Source organism: Gilliamella apicola, from assembly GCF_003202655.1.
Lineage (GTDB): Bacteria > Pseudomonadota > Gammaproteobacteria > Enterobacterales > Orbaceae > Gilliamella > Gilliamella apicola_R.
In genome coordinates this window covers 48,826-68,264 of record NZ_QGLR01000008.1, presented here as the reverse complement: position 1 = coordinate 68,264, position 19,439 = coordinate 48,826, and the positions used below count along the sequence as shown (strand labels likewise).

Annotated in this window: 11 protein-coding genes and 1 pseudogene; 5 read left to right on the top strand and 7 right to left on the bottom strand. The window is 34.6% G+C overall.

Annotated elements, in window-relative coordinates:
- Positions 1–164 precede the first annotated feature (164 nt).
- The 4 genes from DKK70_RS04310 to aspT all read right to left on the bottom strand — a co-directional run bounded on the left by DKK70_RS04310 (position 165) and on the right by aspT (position 7,138).
- Positions 165–1,379 (bottom strand): MFS transporter, encoded by a 1,215-nt coding sequence (locus tag DKK70_RS04310; protein ID WP_110432884.1) that lies wholly within the window; start codon positions 1,377–1,379, stop codon positions 165–167.
- Between the two features lie 185 nt (positions 1,380–1,564).
- A complete protein-coding gene (locus tag DKK70_RS04305) occupies positions 1,565–3,583 on the bottom strand; it encodes a TonB-dependent receptor (protein WP_110432883.1) in 2,019 nt (672 codons plus the stop codon).
- Positions 3,584–3,806: 223 nt separating this feature from the next.
- Positions 3,807–5,408, bottom strand: coding sequence for a bifunctional aspartate transaminase/aspartate 4-decarboxylase (locus DKK70_RS04300; protein WP_110432882.1), 1,602 nt, complete (start codon positions 5,406–5,408; stop codon positions 3,807–3,809).
- A gap of 29 nt (positions 5,409–5,437) precedes the next feature.
- Positions 5,438–7,138 (bottom strand): aspartate-alanine antiporter, encoded by a 1,701-nt coding sequence (gene aspT, locus DKK70_RS04295; protein WP_110432881.1) that lies wholly within the window; start codon positions 7,136–7,138, stop codon positions 5,438–5,440.
- A 544-nt stretch (positions 7,139–7,682) separates the two neighbouring features.
- Between aspT and DKK70_RS04290 the strand changes: the two are divergent.
- Positions 7,683–7,934: pseudogene (locus DKK70_RS04290) on the top strand (beta-ketoacyl-ACP synthase); the annotation flags it as partial.
- Between the two features lie 2,168 nt (positions 7,935–10,102).
- On the opposite strand, the gene purD reads toward DKK70_RS04290, so the two are convergent.
- Entirely contained in the window at positions 10,103–11,395 is a 1,293-nt protein-coding gene (gene purD / locus DKK70_RS04275) for a phosphoribosylamine--glycine ligase (protein WP_110432877.1), read from the bottom strand.
- A 26-nt stretch (positions 11,396–11,421) separates the two neighbouring features.
- The gene (purH, locus tag DKK70_RS04270; RefSeq protein ID WP_110432876.1) at positions 11,422–13,014 is read right to left on the bottom strand and encodes a bifunctional phosphoribosylaminoimidazolecarboxamide formyltransferase/IMP cyclohydrolase; all 1,593 of its coding nucleotides are present in this window, start codon (positions 13,012–13,014) and stop codon (positions 11,422–11,424) included.
- A gap of 253 nt (positions 13,015–13,267) precedes the next feature.
- Between purH and idnO the strand changes: the two genes are divergently transcribed.
- The 3 genes from idnO (at position 13,268) to idnR (ending at position 16,537) form a co-directional block, all read left to right on the top strand.
- Complete coding sequence (gene idnO, locus DKK70_RS04265; RefSeq protein WP_086359370.1) at positions 13,268–14,032, top strand: gluconate 5-dehydrogenase; 765 nt, start codon at positions 13,268–13,270, stop codon at positions 14,030–14,032.
- A 126-nt stretch (positions 14,033–14,158) separates the two neighbouring features.
- Positions 14,159–15,409: an MFS transporter gene (locus tag DKK70_RS04260; protein WP_110432875.1), complete on the top strand. Its 1,251-nt coding sequence runs from the start codon at positions 14,159–14,161 to the stop codon at positions 15,407–15,409.
- Between the two features lie 135 nt (positions 15,410–15,544).
- Positions 15,545–16,537, top strand: a complete 993-nt coding sequence (gene idnR / locus DKK70_RS04255) for a DNA-binding transcriptional regulator IdnR (RefSeq protein ID WP_110432874.1) — start codon at positions 15,545–15,547, stop codon at positions 16,535–16,537.
- 75 nt (positions 16,538–16,612) lie between these two features.
- On the opposite strand, the gene araC is transcribed toward idnR, so the two are convergent.
- Complete coding sequence (gene araC, locus DKK70_RS04250; RefSeq protein WP_110432873.1) at positions 16,613–17,536, bottom strand: arabinose operon transcriptional regulator AraC; 924 nt, start codon at positions 17,534–17,536, stop codon at positions 16,613–16,615.
- Between the two features lie 204 nt (positions 17,537–17,740).
- Between araC and DKK70_RS04245 the strand changes: the two genes are divergently transcribed.
- On the top strand, positions 17,741–19,402 hold the full coding sequence (locus tag DKK70_RS04245; protein WP_110432872.1) for a ribulokinase: 1,662 nt from the start codon (positions 17,741–17,743) through the stop codon (positions 19,400–19,402).
- Positions 19,403–19,439 lie beyond the last annotated feature (37 nt).

Below are 19,439 nucleotides of genomic sequence, written 5' to 3'. Positions count from 1 at the left end.
TATTTTAAATCAGTACATTTAAAAACTATTTTTAGTTGCGGTAGAAGTACTAGCATCATTACAAATGATTAAAACAAAAAAATAATGTTATTTTAAAAATAACATTATTTTTACCAACTGATATCTAACTATTATTTTGTTAACTCATGAAATTCTACGTCATCCTATTTTTCCATTGTTCGGCTTGCGTAGAATGCATTTAAAAATGCGAGTACTATTGAGCCGATTACGACAGGGAAGTAACCAAATTGTTGTGCCAGATAATAACTTAGTGATATTACGATAAATCCACATATAAAACTTGGTGCCGATTGAGCGTTACAAGCAGTAGAACGTGCCTGTGAGCTATCTGAATTATCCATTATGATGGCGGTAATGGCGATAGACATTAAAGGTAAACTAAGAAAATAAAGAAAACAGGCTAAATAGACATTGAAAATATTAACATAACCTAACGAGATCGGAATGAATGCAAGTAAACAAAAAGCATGAAAGAGTAATGAATAAGTTAAACTTTGTTTCCTTGTTAATCGCTTGAGGATTTTGGCTACTAATATAACTGCCAATAAGCTAACAATGGATCCAAATACTTTCAATAAAATAGCAATATCTGATAATGCCCAACCATCATCGACAAGTATTGGTGATAATAGGTTATAAGCCGGTAGGAAACTAAACGGCATAAGTATCAAAATAATTAACCAATTAATTTTACCTTTCCAGATAGTAATCAGATTTTTCCAATATTGAGGATCATTATTTTCAGCAATAGGCTGATTTTGGCAGTAACGGTACTCTGCAAAAAAGCAAAGTTGAATTAATGTAAATCCAATTAAAATAGCAATTAATAATAAACAACCCATCCAACCAATATAGGCATAGAGTAGTAAAATTACTCCACCACCTAAAATATTACCCATCATAGAACCACTGGTCTTGATACTGGAAATAAGATAACGCTGCTCGGCTAAAAAAATATTACAAGCTAATCCTGATATGGCTAATTCTTGAGTTGCAGTCATTGTGGAAAAAATAAAGATGATGGGTAAAATAATATAAAACTGTTGGATTGGATCTAAACAAGCTATAGATATTAAGCATACTAACATTAGCGTTAAAGAGATAAATAACCAATTGCGATAATGAGATATTCGCCGTTTTAAATATTTATCAATAACCGGTGCCCATAAAATTTTTAACCCGATTGGTAACATCATTAAAGGAATAAGACTTAATTGGTTTAACTCCATGCCATCTTTTCTTAAAATTAAAGCTAAGGCGATAGTCAAAAAGCCAATACCAACATATTCTGTAATATAAAGACTTACAAATAATAACCATACATTTTTAGGTAATTTAATTGTTGCTTTGTCAATCATTTACTAATTTTCCTTTTACAGCATCTACTTTATGGCCATAACATCTTAATTAATATCATTTTTTAGTAGTGCAAATATATTTTAATAACCCATTACCACTCATAATTCGGTTAATTTAAAACAATCAGTTATGTAAAACTAAAATAAATTTAAATCCTTTATACATATAATATTTAACTGATTTATCAATAGTTTATTTGTGCAGAAATACCTACTTGCCGTGGTTGCTGATAAGTACTGTAACGTGAAGATGAAGACATCAGGCTAATTTTGTCATGAGAATTGAAAACATTATCAGCATAAAGCATGATTCGACCTTGTTTGAAGTTATAAGCTATGTAAGCATTTGCTTGGTAATAACTATCGATTTTAGATGCTCTATTATTTGATGCATCAGTAAAGTAACTATCCACAAACGATGCATTTAATCCGGTTTCCAACCCATATGGTAGGTTATAGTACCCGCCTAAATTAAATGTATAACCAGGAGCACGCGTTAGCTTATTGCCGTTATAACTTTTACTGTCGCTATATTTTTCTATTTTGGTTTTAAGTAAGCCCAAACCGGAGTTTAAATTTAAATTTTGTGTTGCTTGCCACTCAACATTAAATTCAGCACCATAAGTTATCGCTTTATCGGCATTAGCAATAGTTATTCCTAGTGGATGAGAATACTCAATTTGCATATCTTTATAGTCGTTATAGAAAATATTGGTATTGATTTTTAAGCGTTTATCGTCTGAAAGCCAGCGGTGATAAAGTTCATAGTTCCAAAGATATTCAGTACCATAATTGTATGTTGAAAAAGGATAGGTAAATGTAATTCCAGCCCCTCCTGGATTATAACCACGAGCAATTTTAGCACCAATACGCTGATCATCACTGATTAGATAAGCAACATCAAATTTCGGTAAGAAAACATTTGTTTTGTTATCATAATCTAAAGTAAATAAGCTACCACCTTTACGGGTATGTTTTTCTTGCTCATAACGAGCTGATAGATTAACTTCGATAACATCAATTGGTTTAAAGGTAAACTCCCCTAAAACCGCTTTAGTCTTGGTAACATCATGATAACGGTTGCGAACGCCTAATAAAATACTGTCATCTTGTGGTGACTGAAAATAAAATAGACCAAATAAACCTTGGTATGTACCATCGTTGTATTTTAAAATCGGCTGAACTTGCCATTTATGCCCCTCAACACGAGATGGTGCGCCAGAAGGCAGAGAAAAACGGTCATGAATATAATTTGAATAAATAACTTTATTTTCAAATTCCCATGTATCATTAAATTGATAACCTACATCCCAAATTGTGCTGGAAGTACGAATTTTGAATACAGAACGATAGGTATCAAAATCTGTTGTTGGCTTAAACTCTCCTTGAGGATTTCGTGAATCTACATGTTTAAAGGTTAAACGGCTATAAAGATCCGGCACAGCTGAAGGTAACCAAAGTAATTTAGCCTTAGTTGTAGTGGATTTAAACTTTCTTGAATCACCGGCAGGATGATAATTGGCTAAATGTTCATAGGATTTACGACCTTGATCATCCACCGTAAAACGTAAGAGTAATTGTTCATCAACTAATGGACCAGATAGCATTGCGGCTAATTGACGTCTGTTTTGATTACCGTAATCCGTTTTTGCTGCTGCTTCAAATTTATTGATAGGATCATTACTTTGCATAACAATAGCACCAGCGATAGAATTACGTCCTTGAGCATAACTTTGTGGCCCGCGATAAACTTCGACTTGCTTAATATCCCATAGCGATTTAGTTTCAAAGGCCAATTCATTATAGTTAGAATTATCACCATCAACTTGCACATTAACTCTAGGACGAGCTCCTGCTAAAAAAGATATTGCGCCATGAGCTGATGACCCCTCAACGCCTCGAATTGAGGGTAATTGATTACCTAATCCAGTTTCTAGAATATTGGAAGTTTGTTTAAGTACAGTTGTTAAAGAGTAAAGATCGGGACGTCTTTCGATATCTTTATTAGTTATAACACTTAAACTTGAACTGGTTTGTAACTCGCTACGTTGTACCCCTTCACCAGTAACAGTGATGGTGTCCAATTTATCTTTTTCAATATCTTCCTTGATATCTTTAATATTACTTTCAGCTAGCACAATAGAACTATAACAGCTCATAAGGCACAAACTAAATAGACTAAATTTTACAGTTAAATTTTTCATCCGAACACGCTTTAATTGATAATGATTTTCATTTGCGATCATATAGATTAAAAAATAAGCTGTCAATTTACTGTTTAAAAAAAATCAATATTATTAAATTAACTTGTTTTTATTCAAAATGAATAACTAAAATTTTTTATCAAGAAGAATGATTTATAAAATAAAAAACCCTAGTTAAACTAGGGTTTGATATGTAGATAGATGAATAAATTTAAGTGATTAACTATTTTTTCTTCGCTTTTCCTTGATACTCAGCATAATACTCTTGAGCAAGTTTACGCATTGATAAGCCAATCGCTGCATATTGATATTCATTTAAATTGGCTAATGAAGCTCGAGCCGAAGGATGTTGTACAGCAAATCCTTTACCAGGTAATAAAACCACCCCTGCTTCATCAGCAATTCTAAATAACATCTCAGATGGATTTTTATTTTTTAAGATCCATTTAGCAAACTTGTCATCATAAAGCTCACGACAAATATGTTCTAGGTCAATTAAGGTATAGTAATCGACACTGTTTTCATCAGTATGATGCGCAAGTCCTAAATGTTGATATAACGAAGCCGCTCGACGACGGATCAATGATTTTAATGCTGCTTTATAACTTTGATCGGTATCCATCATCTCACACAAGGCAAATAACACCATTTGTACTTGTTGTGGAGTTGAAAGCCCAGCAGTATGATTTAACGCCACTGCACGACTGTCGGCCACTAAACGGTCAATAAATTTTAGATTTTCAGGATCAGTTACAATAGAACTATAGCGTTTATCTAAAATCTGTCTCGTTTTGCTAGGTAATGCCTTAATTTTTTTATCGAATATATTATCACGAGCTGTGGCAATCACCCCTAAACGCCAACCGGTTGCCCCAAAGTATTTAGAAAATGAATAAACTAAAATCGTATTTTTTGGAGAAATAGCGAACAAGGATTGGAAATTATCAGCAAATGTGCCATAAACATCATCAGTTAAAATAATTAAATCAGGACGTTTTTTCACAATATCAGCAATGATCTGCAAGCTTTTATCATCAATTTTTACTGATGGTGGATTTGATGGGTTAACTAAGTAGAAAGCTTTAATAGTCGGATCTTCTAATTTGCGTAATTCCGCTTCAGGATATTGCCAGTTCGCATCAGGATCAGAGTTAACTAAAACCTCTACTAATTGATAATCATTAAGCTCAGGAATTTCTAAATAGGGTGTAAAAATAGGTGCGCCAATGGCAATTTTGTCACCTTTTTGGATTAAGTTATTTTCTTTCATAGAATTGAAAATATAGGCCATTGCCGCTGTACCGCCTTCAACGGCAAAAAGATCCAGATCATCACGTCTTAGATATTGTGCTCCCATTTGAGTGAGGACATATGCTTTAACTACCTCTTCACTAAAACGTAGCATTCTGTCTGGTACAGGGTAATTACAGCCTAAAATACCTTCAACCATCTCTTGTAAGAATGCGTTTTCATCTAAACCTAGCTGATCGCGAATATAAGAAAATGCTTTACCTAAAAAAGACACACCAGGTGTTTGATAATTTTGACGAACAAAATGTTCAAAACGCCCAGTTAAACCAACTTTAATTGGCATGCCTCCGACACCTTCATTCATATATGAAAAAGACATTTCAGATTCTTGTAGCGCAAACACACCTAGTTGAAAAAACGCTTGTCGTGGCCAAGTTGCCAAAAAGTTAGGATTACCACGCCCCGCATTTAACATCACACGATCAGTATGGCTTTGTGCTAGTTTAATTAAATTATCTTTCAATTCAAAAGGACTTAAATTCGCGTATTTCGCATATTCATTATTACTTTTCATAATCATGTATCCTTAATTTGAGATGTCAATTAAACAAAAGCAACAACTAATGGTCCTAACAAGGTTAGGAAAACATTAGCTAAAGCATAGGTAATTGCAAAAGAGTTGGTAGGCGTTGAGTTACCGGCTTTATTTAGTACTTCACCAAAAGCTGGATTTGCACTACGAGAACCGGCTAAAGCTCCAGCAAATACCGCCGAATTTTTATAACCCAAGACATATTTACCAAAATAAATGCCTAGTAACATCGGCAATAAAGTCACCACAACACCGATTAAGAATAATGAAAGACCTTGATCTTTAATAGTATTAATGGCTTGTAAACCTGAGCTTAGCCCAACAACTGCCACAAAGCCAGCTAGACCAAAGTCTTTAAGTAATTGCACTGCTCCGGTAGGAATATTTCCTACTGTTTGGTGTAAAGAGCGATACCAACCAAACAATAAGCCTGATAATAATGCACCACCACCTGCACCTAAAGTGATTGGAATATCACTGACTCGGATCACAATAAGACCAATAATAAGTCCAACTACCAGACCTAACCCATGGAATATCCAGTCAGTTTTTTCACTTTTGGTAATCGGCGCACCAATTCTGTCAACCACACGCCTTAAATCACCATCGGTACCATAAATGGTAATAACATCACCTAACTTAAATACCATATCATTATTTAATGGCAATGGTTGTCCATCACGATGAACAGCAATTAAATAAATACCATGTTTTAACTTCATCACTTCGTCAGATGAAAGCACTTGTGTTAAATTTTGACCAACATATCGAGTATTACGCATTTCAACATCTTGGGTATTCATCACCACATCCATACCCTGTGCTGAATTCACTTCTTCACCTAATAAATCAGTGGCAGAAATCATGGCATCACGATGGCCAACAACTAAAATAATATCTTTGGCTTTTAATAAAGTCTCAGGTGTAGCTTCAATAATACGATTGCCACGTTTGATTCGCTCAATACTAATACCATTAATCACCTTTTCTAAACTTTCAACAGTTTGATTAACCTTATTAGTAATACGATATAAGCGACCAGTTACATCAGATAAAGCAAAGTTTTGACCACTACCTAATAAAAGCGAGCCATGTAATTGTTCTGCTTCGGCCTTAATTGCATCGTCGTTAATTTCTCGCCCCATAATTTTTGGCAAAATGTTAACACAAACGATAATCGCGCCCAGTGAACCAAAGATATATGTCACCGCATAACCAATAGTCACATTACCTTGTAATCGGCTTAACTCTTCTGGGCTTAAACCTAGCTGAGTTAATGCATCTGATGCCGTACCCATAATAGCTGATTGGGTTAATCCGCCTGCGGCTAAACCAGCAGCAAGACCTTTATCTAAATGGAATAATTTGGCTAACACCACTACCGTTACAAAACCGGCAACAGCAATAAATAATGCTAAAAAGATTTCACGCAGGGTTTTTACCCCTAATGAACGGAAAAACTGCGGTCCGCTTTCGAAACCAACAGCATAAATAAATAAAGCGAAAAGTACCGCTTTAACACCAGCATCTACAGTCACACCAAATACACTTAATGCCACTGCTACCAATAATGAACCAGCCACACCACCTAACTGAAATTTGCCGATTCGAATACCACCAATCAAATACCCTAAGCTTAAAGAGAGAAATAAAAGTATTTCTGGTGAATGCTTAAGTCCATCTAAAATCCAATTTGAAAGCCATTGAAACATAATTATTGTCCTCAAGTGCTAAGATTTATGAAATAGAAAAGATAGATAAGAAAAGATTGGAACTGGAACTATATTCATAACAAGATATGAATACATCTATATATTAAACTTCAATGCAAAGAATAGATAGTAAATTTTAACAATTAATATTATTGCTAGTAAACAGCATAATTTTGTCAAAAGTAGCGAATTGAAAAAATAATATCAATAATGAATTAAGTATAAAAAAAACCAAACTGATTTTGGGCTTAGTGTTGCTTTATTGGCAAATAAAATTATTTTTAGATTCTTATTTAGCTCTGAAAATACTTTCTCTAATTTTAACGTCAAGATTATTTACCCAACGATTGTAATTACGGTGAACTTTTCCATTGCTGCTTTGTAAGTTTGGACTAACAGAAACATAATTAATTGAATAACTTGTCGTAGAATAAGGGATATCAACTATAACTTCAAATTTACGGTTGAATAATTATCACGAATAGTTTTGTTATTTAATAGTACACTTTAGTTAACCTATTAATTAGTAGCCAAATATTGGGCTCCCATATCATCATTGAAAAGTTATTTTGGCCATACCCTTGGCGCATGTGGGGCAATTGAAGCATGGTTGACGTTAGAAATGATGCACACAGGCTGGTTTAACCCAACTATCAACTTAAATCATATCGATCCTCAGTGCGGTGATCTTGATTATATTGTCGGCGCTGGGCGAAATTTAGATATTGAATATTTTCAAACCAATAACTTTGCTTTTGGTGGAATCAACACCTCAATTGTTATTAAAAGATTATAGTTTGATATTTTTTGAATAAGCTTAGCGTTAAAATTTATCTAGCTTTTTATACCATTATTCAAGAATGTTAAGATTGTTGATGGAATTTTTATTGCTCCATTTGCATATTAAATAGTTCAAATAATTTTACAAATGATGGTACTTTAACAACTTGCATAGTTGCTAAAGTACACATTCATTTTGTTTAAGATTTTGTTTAAAATCTCATTACCATCCTCATTTTTTTTAATTTATTTTTTAAACAATAATGTAGTATTACTCAGAGTTTAGTTTAATTTACTATAACGATTTTTAACCATGATAGATATCTTTTATGAGTTTATAGCATAGTGGTGGTATCTATCCTTAGTTTATAAACAAACTTTCATCTTTTTTATAAAGAAATTTAATAAAATAGCGACTGATTAACAAAGATAAAAGTAAATTAATTGCCAATAAAAATATCAGATTATTTAAAGACTGAGATTGAATTTTACTTATAAGACTTAATGAAGGTGAAATATCATTCATAAAAATCACATAATAAATAGTCGTACTTACAAGACCACTAAGAAAAGTAGTTATCACTCCAGTCAATATCAATTTTGCGAAGCTCACTTTAGAATTCACTTGTTCAAAACTATTTTTGATAACTACGGTGAAAAGTATATAGAGAATTACTGACAATAAAAGTCCTATCAATATAGGTGCCATCACTAAAGATATACTTGGCTGCAAAAAATGATAAATTATTGCTAACGATATATAGGACAAGAAAATACTATAAAGTTGGATATGAATTTTTTCTAATTGGTCTGAATTAAAATTAATTGCTGATCGATAAATAATATTATTTCTACCGATAAAATAAAACATTATGATTAGCACCAATAAATCTACTATCAGAATTAGCCGATATGTAAAAATGAAATAGAAATATGGAAATGAATCATCGTTGATGAAGTCAAAATTAATTAGAAAATAATTATGAAACTGCATAAATATTTCAAAGCCAAATTCAAAAAGTGGTGTTTGCAAAAAATAGGTAATTAGAAAAAAAATCACAGAGAGCAAACTGATTATTTTCCAATTTTTAGATACATTATATATACAATACTTTTGGCAGAAAAATACACTGATAATAAAAACTAAAAAATAATAATTCATAGAACCCAAAGTTAAACTATAAATTAGTTGAGCTATGTAAATATCACCTTCGCTAAGGTAGCTATCCGATTTGATTACAAGATTAATTATGGATTTGAATATTAAACAACCAAAATAGATAAAAGTAAAAAGGCTTGGTAGTTTAAAATAAGATTGATTTTGAGTATCCATTATATCCCTATAAATGTTAATTATTAAAATAATATAAAAAGAGCATAACTATCTTAAAAGATAATTATAAAGATTATATTTTTGTTTAAAACGCTATTGCCCTTATAATCAATATAACCTAAAAAATAGTAACCAAAATAAAAACAAAAAAATAGATCTGTATAAAAAATTATTGTTCCATCAAAGTTAAGAACTCTTAAATTATAAATTTTCTTTTTCTTTTTCTTTTTTTACCTTTTATTTTGTTAATTAGTAAACATATAAAAGCTATTGCAGGATTGAAAAAAAAGAGAATAAAAAACAGTAAAAGGATTAATGGTTCATATTCTGGAAAAGATTCTATAAATTTTTCTCGATATAATGAGTATAAGAATAAAATACTCATTAGAAAAAAATAAATTATTCTTGTTACCCATAATAATCTTTTTAACGATTTTATTCTTCTATAATGAGTTGGTGTAAAATCTGAGTGAAGTATTGCGCCACCCAACAAAAAAAGCTCAATTAAAAATAATAAAATATAAAAAAAGGTTACCATTTTTTATTTCTTCAGAGAGTTAATTAATCGATTAACACTGCATTATCGAGATTAGTAATAATATTATAATTAAAGCTAGATACCACAAATGGCTTCTTTCCACTTTATCGTAGGATCGGCAAGTACAACAATCACTCAATAAGCATTACTCATAAATATAGTCTAGATTATAAGCAAAAATAGATAACAGTAAAACTAACACCAAGATTTATATTGCGAATTTTAGAAAAATTAATCCACCATAAGTCATGATAATGAATAGATATGGCGTCATTTGACGCCATCATGAAATATTTAGTATCAGAATTAAAGGTTATAAATCATTTTTTTCGCGTTCAATGGCTCGATAACCAATATCATGCCGATAGTAACAACCATGCCAATGAATATTTTTGATTTGTTCATATGCGCGCTTTTTGGCGTCTGATACACTGTTACCTAGTGCGGTGACACATAAAACTCGTCCACCATTGGTACAAACTTGACCATTTTCCAAGCAAGTACCGGCGTGGAAAATTTTGTAATCTTTATCTATTACGGTTGGCAGACCTAAAATAACATCTTTGGTGTTGTAATCGCCCGGATAACCACCAGCAGCGAGCACGACACCTAAAGCTGGTCTTGAATCCCATTTTGATTTTATGGTATCTAGTTTACCTTTTGTGGCAGCTAAACAGAGTTCGATCAAGTCCGATTGCATTCGCATCATGATCGGTTGAGTCTCTGGATCGCCAAATCGACAATTAAATTCAATGACTTTGGGATTACCTTGTTTATCTATCATTAAACCGGCATAAAGGAAACCAACATAAACATTACCTTCTTGTGCCATGCCATTGACTGTTGGATAAATGATTTGTTGCATAACTTTATTGAAGACCTCATCGGTTACTACCGGTGCGGGGGAGTAAGCACCCATTCCTCCGGTATTAAGACCGGTATCGCCATCACCTACCCGCTTATGATCTTGACTAGTTGCCATTGGTTCGACATGCTTACCATCGACCATCACGATAAAGCTAGCTTCTTCGCCATCAAGAAACTCTTCTATTACTACTCTATGACCTGCATCACCAAAGGCGTTACCCGCTAACATATCGCGCACCGCCTCTTCTGCTTCTTGAAGTGTCATGGCAACAATCACGCCTTTCCCGGCAGCTAAACCATCAGCTTTAATTACAATTGGCGCCCCTTTTTGCTGAATATAAGCAATAGCTGGCTCAATTTCGGTAAAGTTTTGATATTCAGCAGTTGGAATATGGTGACGAGCTAAAAAATCTTTAGTGAAAGCCTTCGAACCTTCAAGTTGTGCTGCGGCTTTTGAGGGGCCAAAAATAGTTAATCCTGCCTTTTGGAAACTATCCACAATACCAATCACTAATGGAGCTTCTGGTCCTACAATAGTTAAGTCTATTTCTTGCGCTTGAGCAAAATTGAGTAGACCAGCAATGTCGGTTGCTTTAATGTTGATGTTTTCTAAATTAGGTTCCAGCGCGGTACCGGCATTGCCCGGCGCAACGAACACTTTAGAAACTAATGGCGATTGTGCTGCTTTCCATGCCAAAGCATGTTCACGTCCACCATTGCCGATAACTAATACTTTCATACAAGGTCCTTTCAATACTTTTAAAATTAATGCCTAAAATGCCGCATATTGGTGAAGATCATGGCAATATTATGCTCATTTGCAGCTTGTATCACTTCATCATCGCGAATTGAACCACCGGGCTGAATAACACAAGTAACTCCCACAGCAGCCGCTGCATCAACACCGTCTCTAAACGGAAAGAAGGCATCAGATGCCACAACTGAACCAGCGACTTCTAGATTTTCATCTTGCGCTTTTATTCCGGCAATTTTTGCCGAATACACCCGGCTCATTTGCCCGGCGCCAATTCCAATAGTCATGTTATCTTTAGCATAAACAATGGCATTAGATTTTACAAATTTAGCTACTTTCCAACAAAATAGTGCATCGGATAACTCTTTTTCGGTCGGTTGTCGTTTGGTAACCACAGTTAGTTGTTCTTGGGTTACCATACCTAAATCTCGGTCTTGTACAAGAAGTCCACCATTAACTCGTTTAAAGTCTAAACTGGCAACTGCGCTTCCTGACCATTGACCACACTCCAATACCCGGACATTTTTTTTAGTTTGGGTGATCGCCAATGCGTCTTGATCAACGGATGGCGCAATAATCACTTCAACGAATTGCTTATCAACGATAGTTTGGGCAGTCTTAGCATCCAAAGGGCGATTAAAAGCAATGATGCCACCAAAGGCAGAAGTTGGATCGGTTTTAAAAGCATTAAGGTAGGCATTTAAGATGTTATCACTTACCGCAACACCACAAGGATTGGCGTGTTTAACAATCACGCAAGCCGGCTCTGCAAATGATTTTACGCATTCTAATGCGGCATCGGTATCAGCAATATTGTTATAAGATAATTCTTTACCTTGTACCTGTTTAGCGGTAGCAATAGAGCCTTGCTCTAAATGTTCTTCAACATAGAAAGCCGCTTGTTGATGAGAGTTTTCACCATAGCGCATATCTTGTTTTTTAATAAATTGTAAATTTAAAGTGCGAGGAAACTCACCTGCTGGTTTATCTGTATCACCATAATATGGTGGCACAAGTTTACCAAAGTAGTTGGCAATCATACCATCATATTGAGCAGTATGTTCAAATGCCTTTATTGCTAAACTAAATCGATATTTGAACGAAAGGCAATTTTGCTGTTGATCTAGCATATCGATGATGGTGCTATAATCCCGGCAATCAACGACGATAGCAACATCTTTGTTATTTTTAGCCGCTGACCGTACCATGGTTGGTCCACCAATATCAATATTTTCTATCGCATCTTCTAGACTGCATTTTGGGTCAGCAACCGTTTTCGCAAAAGGATATAAGTTCACAACTACCATATCAATTGGTGCGATTTGATGTTGTTGCATCACCTCATCATCAATTCCTCGACGCCCCAATATGCCACCATGTATTTTAGGATGTAAAGTTTTGACTCGACCATCCATCATCTCAGGAAATCCCGTGTAATCCGCTACTTCGGTAACAGGAATATGGTTGTCAATTAGAAGTTTGGCGGTTCCGCCAGTGGAAAGAAGTTCTATATTACGAACGGATAAAGCTTTGGCAAATTCAATGATTCCGGTTTTATCAGAAACACTAAGTAAAGCACGACGGATAGGACGAAACTGCTGCATGAAAAAAGCTCCGAAATTGATTTTCTAAATCCAAGTCTGTGGCTGGCTATTATATATAAAACACGCAGCGATGTTTAGTATTAACTTTTTAAAATTAAATCGAAAAATTTTTTACCTCAATAATTTGATATTGATCACAGAATTAACATTTTCCGGTTAATCATGGTGTTTTAGGCTTTCTTTTTTAGATTTTTTGCTCTAATGTTATGCGTAACTGTTACGCATAACATTTTTAAAAAAAAGGGAGAAAGTCATGCAGTCTTTATTTGAATTGAAAGGAAAACGCGCACTCATCACCGGTTCTGCTCAAGGAATTGGTAATCTTTTAGCAAATGGTTTAGGTCAATATGGCGCTAGTATTATCATCAATGATATTACTCAAGAAAGAGCCGATAATGCTGCCAAGTTATTGCAGCAACAAGGTATTGATGCGGTTGGTGTAGGTTTTGATGTCACTAATTTAGCATCCGTAACGCAAGCAATTAATTATATTGAGAAAGAAATCGGTGCTATTGATATTTTAATTAATAATGCTGGGATTCAACGTCGTCATCCTTTTACAGAATTTCCTGAAGCAGATTGGGATGCTGTCATTAACGTTAATCAAAAAGCGGTGTTTTTAGTTTCACAACAAGTGGCTAAACATATGATTAACCGCCGTGAAGGAAAAATCATTCATATCTGTTCAATGCAAAGTGAATTAGGTCGAGACACTATCACGCCTTACGCCGCCTCGAAAGGAGCGGTAAAAATGTTAGTAAAAGGAATGTGTGTTGAACTTGCCCGCTACAACATTCAAGTCAATGGTATTGGTCCTGGTTATTTCGATACTGAGATGTGTAAAGCACTGGTGGAAAATAAAGAGTTCACCAGCTGGCTATGCCAAAGAACACCAGCAGCTCGTTGGGGAAAACCTGAAGAACTGATTGGTTCAGCGGTATTTTTATCCTCTAAAGCATCTAATTTTGTCAACGGACATATTCTTTATGTCGATGGCGGAATGCTAGCTGCGGTTTAATCACCCATCACAAATTACACAGATGTTTATGATTTAAAGCTAATGAGCGTTATTTGAGATGATTAGAACCATAAACATTTGTCGTAATTTATCTAGGATTTTATTTAGTTTATAAAGGGAATGAATATGAATATCACACAAAAATTAGCACCATCGAGATGGTGGCGATTAATGCCAATAATTTTTATCACTTACAGTCTAGCTTACTTAGATCGTGCAAATTATGGTTTTGCCGCTGCTGCCGGTATCAATGATGATTTAGGCATTACTAAAGGTACGTCATCATTAATTGGTGCATTGTTTTTTCTTGGCTACTTTTTCTTCCAAGTTCCAGGTTCTATTTACGCGGTTAGAAAAAGTGTTCGAAAACTGATTTTTGTTTGCCTTATTTTATGGGGAATGTGTGCCGCACTAACAGGAATGGTCAGTAATATACCTTCACTTATGGCGATACGCTTTGTTTTAGGTATTGTTGAAGCTGCTGTGATGCCGTCAATGTTAATTTATATTAGTACTTGGTTCACAAAAGCTGAACGCTCAAAAGCCAATACGTTTTTAATATTAGGAAATCCAGTAACAGTATTGTGGATGTCTATTGTTTCCGCTCATCTAATCGACCTTTACGGCTGGCGTGAAATGTTTGTTATTGAAGGTTTACCTGCCGTTTTATGGGCCGTAATTTGGTGGATTTTGGTCAGAGATAAACCATCAGAAGTGAAATGGTTAACCGACGCAGAAAAAGCTGAATTCCAAGCAGTAATGGATAAAGAGCAGCAAAATATCAAACCAATGCGTAATTATGGTGAAGCATTTCGTTCAGGTAATGTAATTAAACTTTGTGCAGTTCATGCTTTATGGAGCATTGGAGTATATGGTTTTATGATGTGGATGCCATCAATCATTAAAGCATCTGGTAATGTTGATATCGTTTCAGTTGGTTGGTTAGCGGCTATCCCTTACTTTGTTGCGATTGCAATGATGTTAATTGTCTCTTTTTATTCTGATAAACTTCAAAACAGAAAATTATTTGTTTGGCCATTATTGTTAATTGCGACTATTGCTTTCTTTACCGCTTATTTACTTGGTGCCGAACATTTCTGGATCTGCTTCATCTTATTATCTATCGCAGCAGGATGTATGTATGCACCATATGGACCGTTTTTTGCCTTAATTCCTGAACTATTACCTAGTAATGTTTCGGGTGTTTCGATTGGTTTAATTAATAGTTTTGGCGCGCTTGGTGCATTCATTGGCGCATGGTTAGTTGGTGTTATCAATGCTGCAACCGGTAGTGCTGGAGCATCTTATATTTTTATGGGCGCAGCTTTAGTATTATCCGTTGTTCTTATGGCTAACGTTAAAGCACCTAAAAAATAATCTCCATTTTCAATAAAAAGGTAATAGTGACTATTACCTTTTTCATTTAATTAAAGATAACTAATGTTATTTATTTTGCTATTTTACTGATAAAATAGCCGCTTTCTTTTGAATAATTCCTTTAAATAACGATTTATGAAAGATAAACGCATTAGTTTACAAGATATTGCCGATTTAACTGGTGTGACTAAAATGACAATTAGTCGCTATTTAAAAAATCCTAAGCAAATATCAGAAAAAAATAGAGAAAAAATCGCCAAGGTACTAAAAGAAATTAATTATATACCTAATCTTGCCCCACAAATCATGTTAGGTTCTCGTAGCCGTTGTATCGGTATCGCCATTCCATCATTTAAAAATCAGATATTTTTAGAAGTTCTAGCTGGTATTGAATCAGTCGCGTCAACCCATCACTATCAAACCATTATTACTAATTACAATTATGATAAGCAAATTGAGGAAGAGAAAATTATCAATTTACTATCTTATAATATTGATGCATTAGTTTTGATGGAAAAACAACATACAACAACTACGCTTGAATATTTAAAGACAGCTAAGATTCCTGTTATTGAGTTAATGGATATTACCAATACGTTTTTTGATATCCAAGTTGGATTTGATAACCAAAAAGCTGCATATGACATGACAATGAAGATGATTGCCTCTGGTAAAAAAAATATTATCTATTTTAACTCAATTGCTAGCGTGCGAGATAGTCAGCGTTATCAGGGTTATGAGCAAGCAATGCAGCAATCAGGATTGGTTCCCCATCAAATTTTACCAAATTCGATTTCATCTATCGATTTAGGCAAACATCTTTTTCATAAAGCAATACAAGAATATCCGAATATGGACGGTGTATTTTGCACTAACGATGATATGGCTATTGGTGTTTTACTTGAATGCCAAAATTATAGTATCCCTGTTCCGGAACAAATCGCTATTTCAGGATTCCATGGATTAGAAATTGGTCGAGCCAATAAACAAAATATTGCTACTGTTATTACGCCACGATTCGAAATAGGTAAAGTCGCCATTGAATTACTGTTAAAAAGGCTTGACGGAGAGATAATTCCTAATAGCGTCTGTCTGCCTTATCAAATTGAAAAAGGGCAAACCATTTAAAATAAAATCAAACTAGTAACAGGTTGAATTTAGATTGTATCATTAGTAAAACCTGAGCTAAATGGTTAGCTCAATTCATTCAACAATAGAATCACTTTGTCTATCATAAAAATAAAGCGAATTGACACTTTGAATTTTCCTTTCATTCTGTTCTTGGGTACTATTGCGATATTTTTGCGGACTCAAACCTATTCTCTTTTTGAAGATCCGCGAAAAATAGAGTTGATCATCAAAACCAATTGAACGACTAATTTCGGCAATACTCATGGTCGTGGTTTGCAATAACAGTTTCGCCCGATTTACTCGTTGCTCTTGTCGCCATTCGCCAATCGACATACCAATTTGATCTTTAAACATATGGGCGATCCTTGATGTCGACAAACACACTCTTTGTGACACAATATCCAGGGTAAAATTATTTTCATCAAGAGTATCAATTAAATAGTTACAAACTTGCAATACGCGAGTATCGATTTTAGGGGGATTAGTAGCAGAGGTCTCTTGTGCACAGCGTATTAAGAATTGCTCTAACATACTCATGGCTAAATTTTCCGAATAAATTATATTTGATTGCCCTACCTCGACAATTTTTATAAATAATTGTTCTAGCTCGTCTTTTACTTGAGTATTAGGGCGATAAAACCCGGTTTCTTTTAAGCGATTTTCCCAACTTAATAAATATTTCCATGTTGATTTAGGTCTAAAATAAACCCAAAAGTGAAACCAATTATTTTCATCTTCTTTACGACCATATAAATGGGGCTCTTTGGGAGGAAAAAGCACAAAATCACCTGGATAACAATTGAATGACTCATTATCACGATAAATAGTCCCCTGCCCTGCATAAGTTAAGTTGATAATGTAACCATTTAACCCTTTAGGGCGATCGATGAAAAAATCAAATTTGCCTTCTTTTTCGATCGGAGTTAAACCAGATACAAGATGGACATTAAATGAATAACCCGGTAGTAACGGGTCATTTTGTTGTTCATTACTCATTTAGCATCCTCAATTCTTGGCAATTTTTTTTATTTTTACATAAAAAATTTTTTTGAATAGTGATAATTGTGAGATCTCCATCACAAAACAATTTAGGTGTGCAGAATCGTCTATATTTATAGCAACAACGTACCTATTTGTTTTATCGGATATTAATTATTCTTCCCCAAAATTCCATTTAATTAGTCTTTGAGGTATTAGCGGATGAATAAAAAAATAACCATTGGATTAGATTTTGGTAGCGATTCTGTCAGAGCTTTAGCTGTCGACTGCGAGAATGGCAAAGAATTAGCTACAGAAGTAATTTATTACCCACGATGGGCAAAAGGTCAGTTTTGTGATCCCCAAAAAAATCAATTCAGACATCATCCTCTCGATTATATTGAGTCAATGACGCAATCAATACAATCAGTTGTCAAACAACTAAAATCTGATGCACAAAACATAGTTGCCATTGGCGTTGATTCAACAGGCTCTACTCCAGCACCAATTGATGAAAATGGTAAAGTATTAGCGTTAAAAACAGAGTTTAACAACAATCCTAATGCTATGTTTATTCTATGGAAAGATCATACCTCGGTAAATGAAGCTGAAGAGATTAATAGCCTGTGCAAAACCGAACCTTATTGCCAATATTTGCAATATTGTGGTGGAGTTTATTCTTCCGAATGGTTTTGGGCGAAGATTATGCACATTTTTCGTCAAGACAGTGCGGTAAAAAATGCTTCAGCCTCTTGGATTGAACTGTGTGATTGGGTACCCGCTTTACTTTCTGGAACTACTGCACCAAATAAGATAAAACGTGGTCGCTGTGCTGCCGGTCACAAATGTTTTTGGAGTGAAGAGTGGCATGGTTTACCACCTTATGAGTTTTTTGAAAAACTCGATCCAGCTTTAGTAACTGCCTTACCTTATCCTTTATTTGAAGAGACTTATACGGCTAACCATAAAGTTGGCACAATTACTCAAGAGTGGGCTGAAAAATTAGGCTTGCCATCTTCGGTCATCATTTCTGGTGGTGCCTTTGATTGCCACATGGGAGCGGTAGGTGCTGGCGCCAAACCTTATACGTTAATAAAAGTAATTGGCACCTCTACTTGCGATATTTTATTAGCAGAACAGGCTGTCATTGATAATCGACCAATTAAAGGCATCTGTGGTCAAGTAGATGGCAGTGTGATGCCAAACTATATTGGTCTTGAGGCCGGTCAATCTGCCTTTGGTGATATTTATGCCTGGTACAAAAAACTTTTGTGTTGGCCACTGGAAAGGTTAATGGCAACTTCACCTGAATTGCAATCAACAATAAAGGATTTAAAACATAAATTATTAAGTGATATTGCCCAAGCTTGGGCAGAAAATCCAAATCTAGACACAATTCCTGTAACCCTTGATTGGTTTAATGGTCGTCGCACCCCTTACGCCAATCAACGAATAAAAGGCGTTATTAGTAATTTAACAATTGCAACTGATGCAGCAACCTTGTTCGGTAGTTTGGTTTTATCAACAGCCTTTGGTGCTAGGGCAATTATGGAGTGTTTTATTAATCAACATGTACCAGTTAAAGAGATTGTTGCATTAGGCGGAATTGCTAAAAAATCGCCAGTTATCATGCAGGCTTGTGCCGACGTAATGAATAGACCACTCACCGTGGTAAGTTCAGAACAATGTTGTGCGTTAGGTGCGGCAATATTTGCCGCTGTAGCCGCCAATGTTTATGCCGATATTCCCACCGCTCAAAATAGCATGTCCAGCAGACTCGAAACCACTTTTATCCCTAATAAAGATAAAGTCCATCAATATCAAGAATTATATAAAAAGTATTTAGTTTGGTCAGCATCTAGTGAGCCGAACTATAACGTTTAATTTTATTTGCAAAATATGAATAAATTCTAAAGGAGTC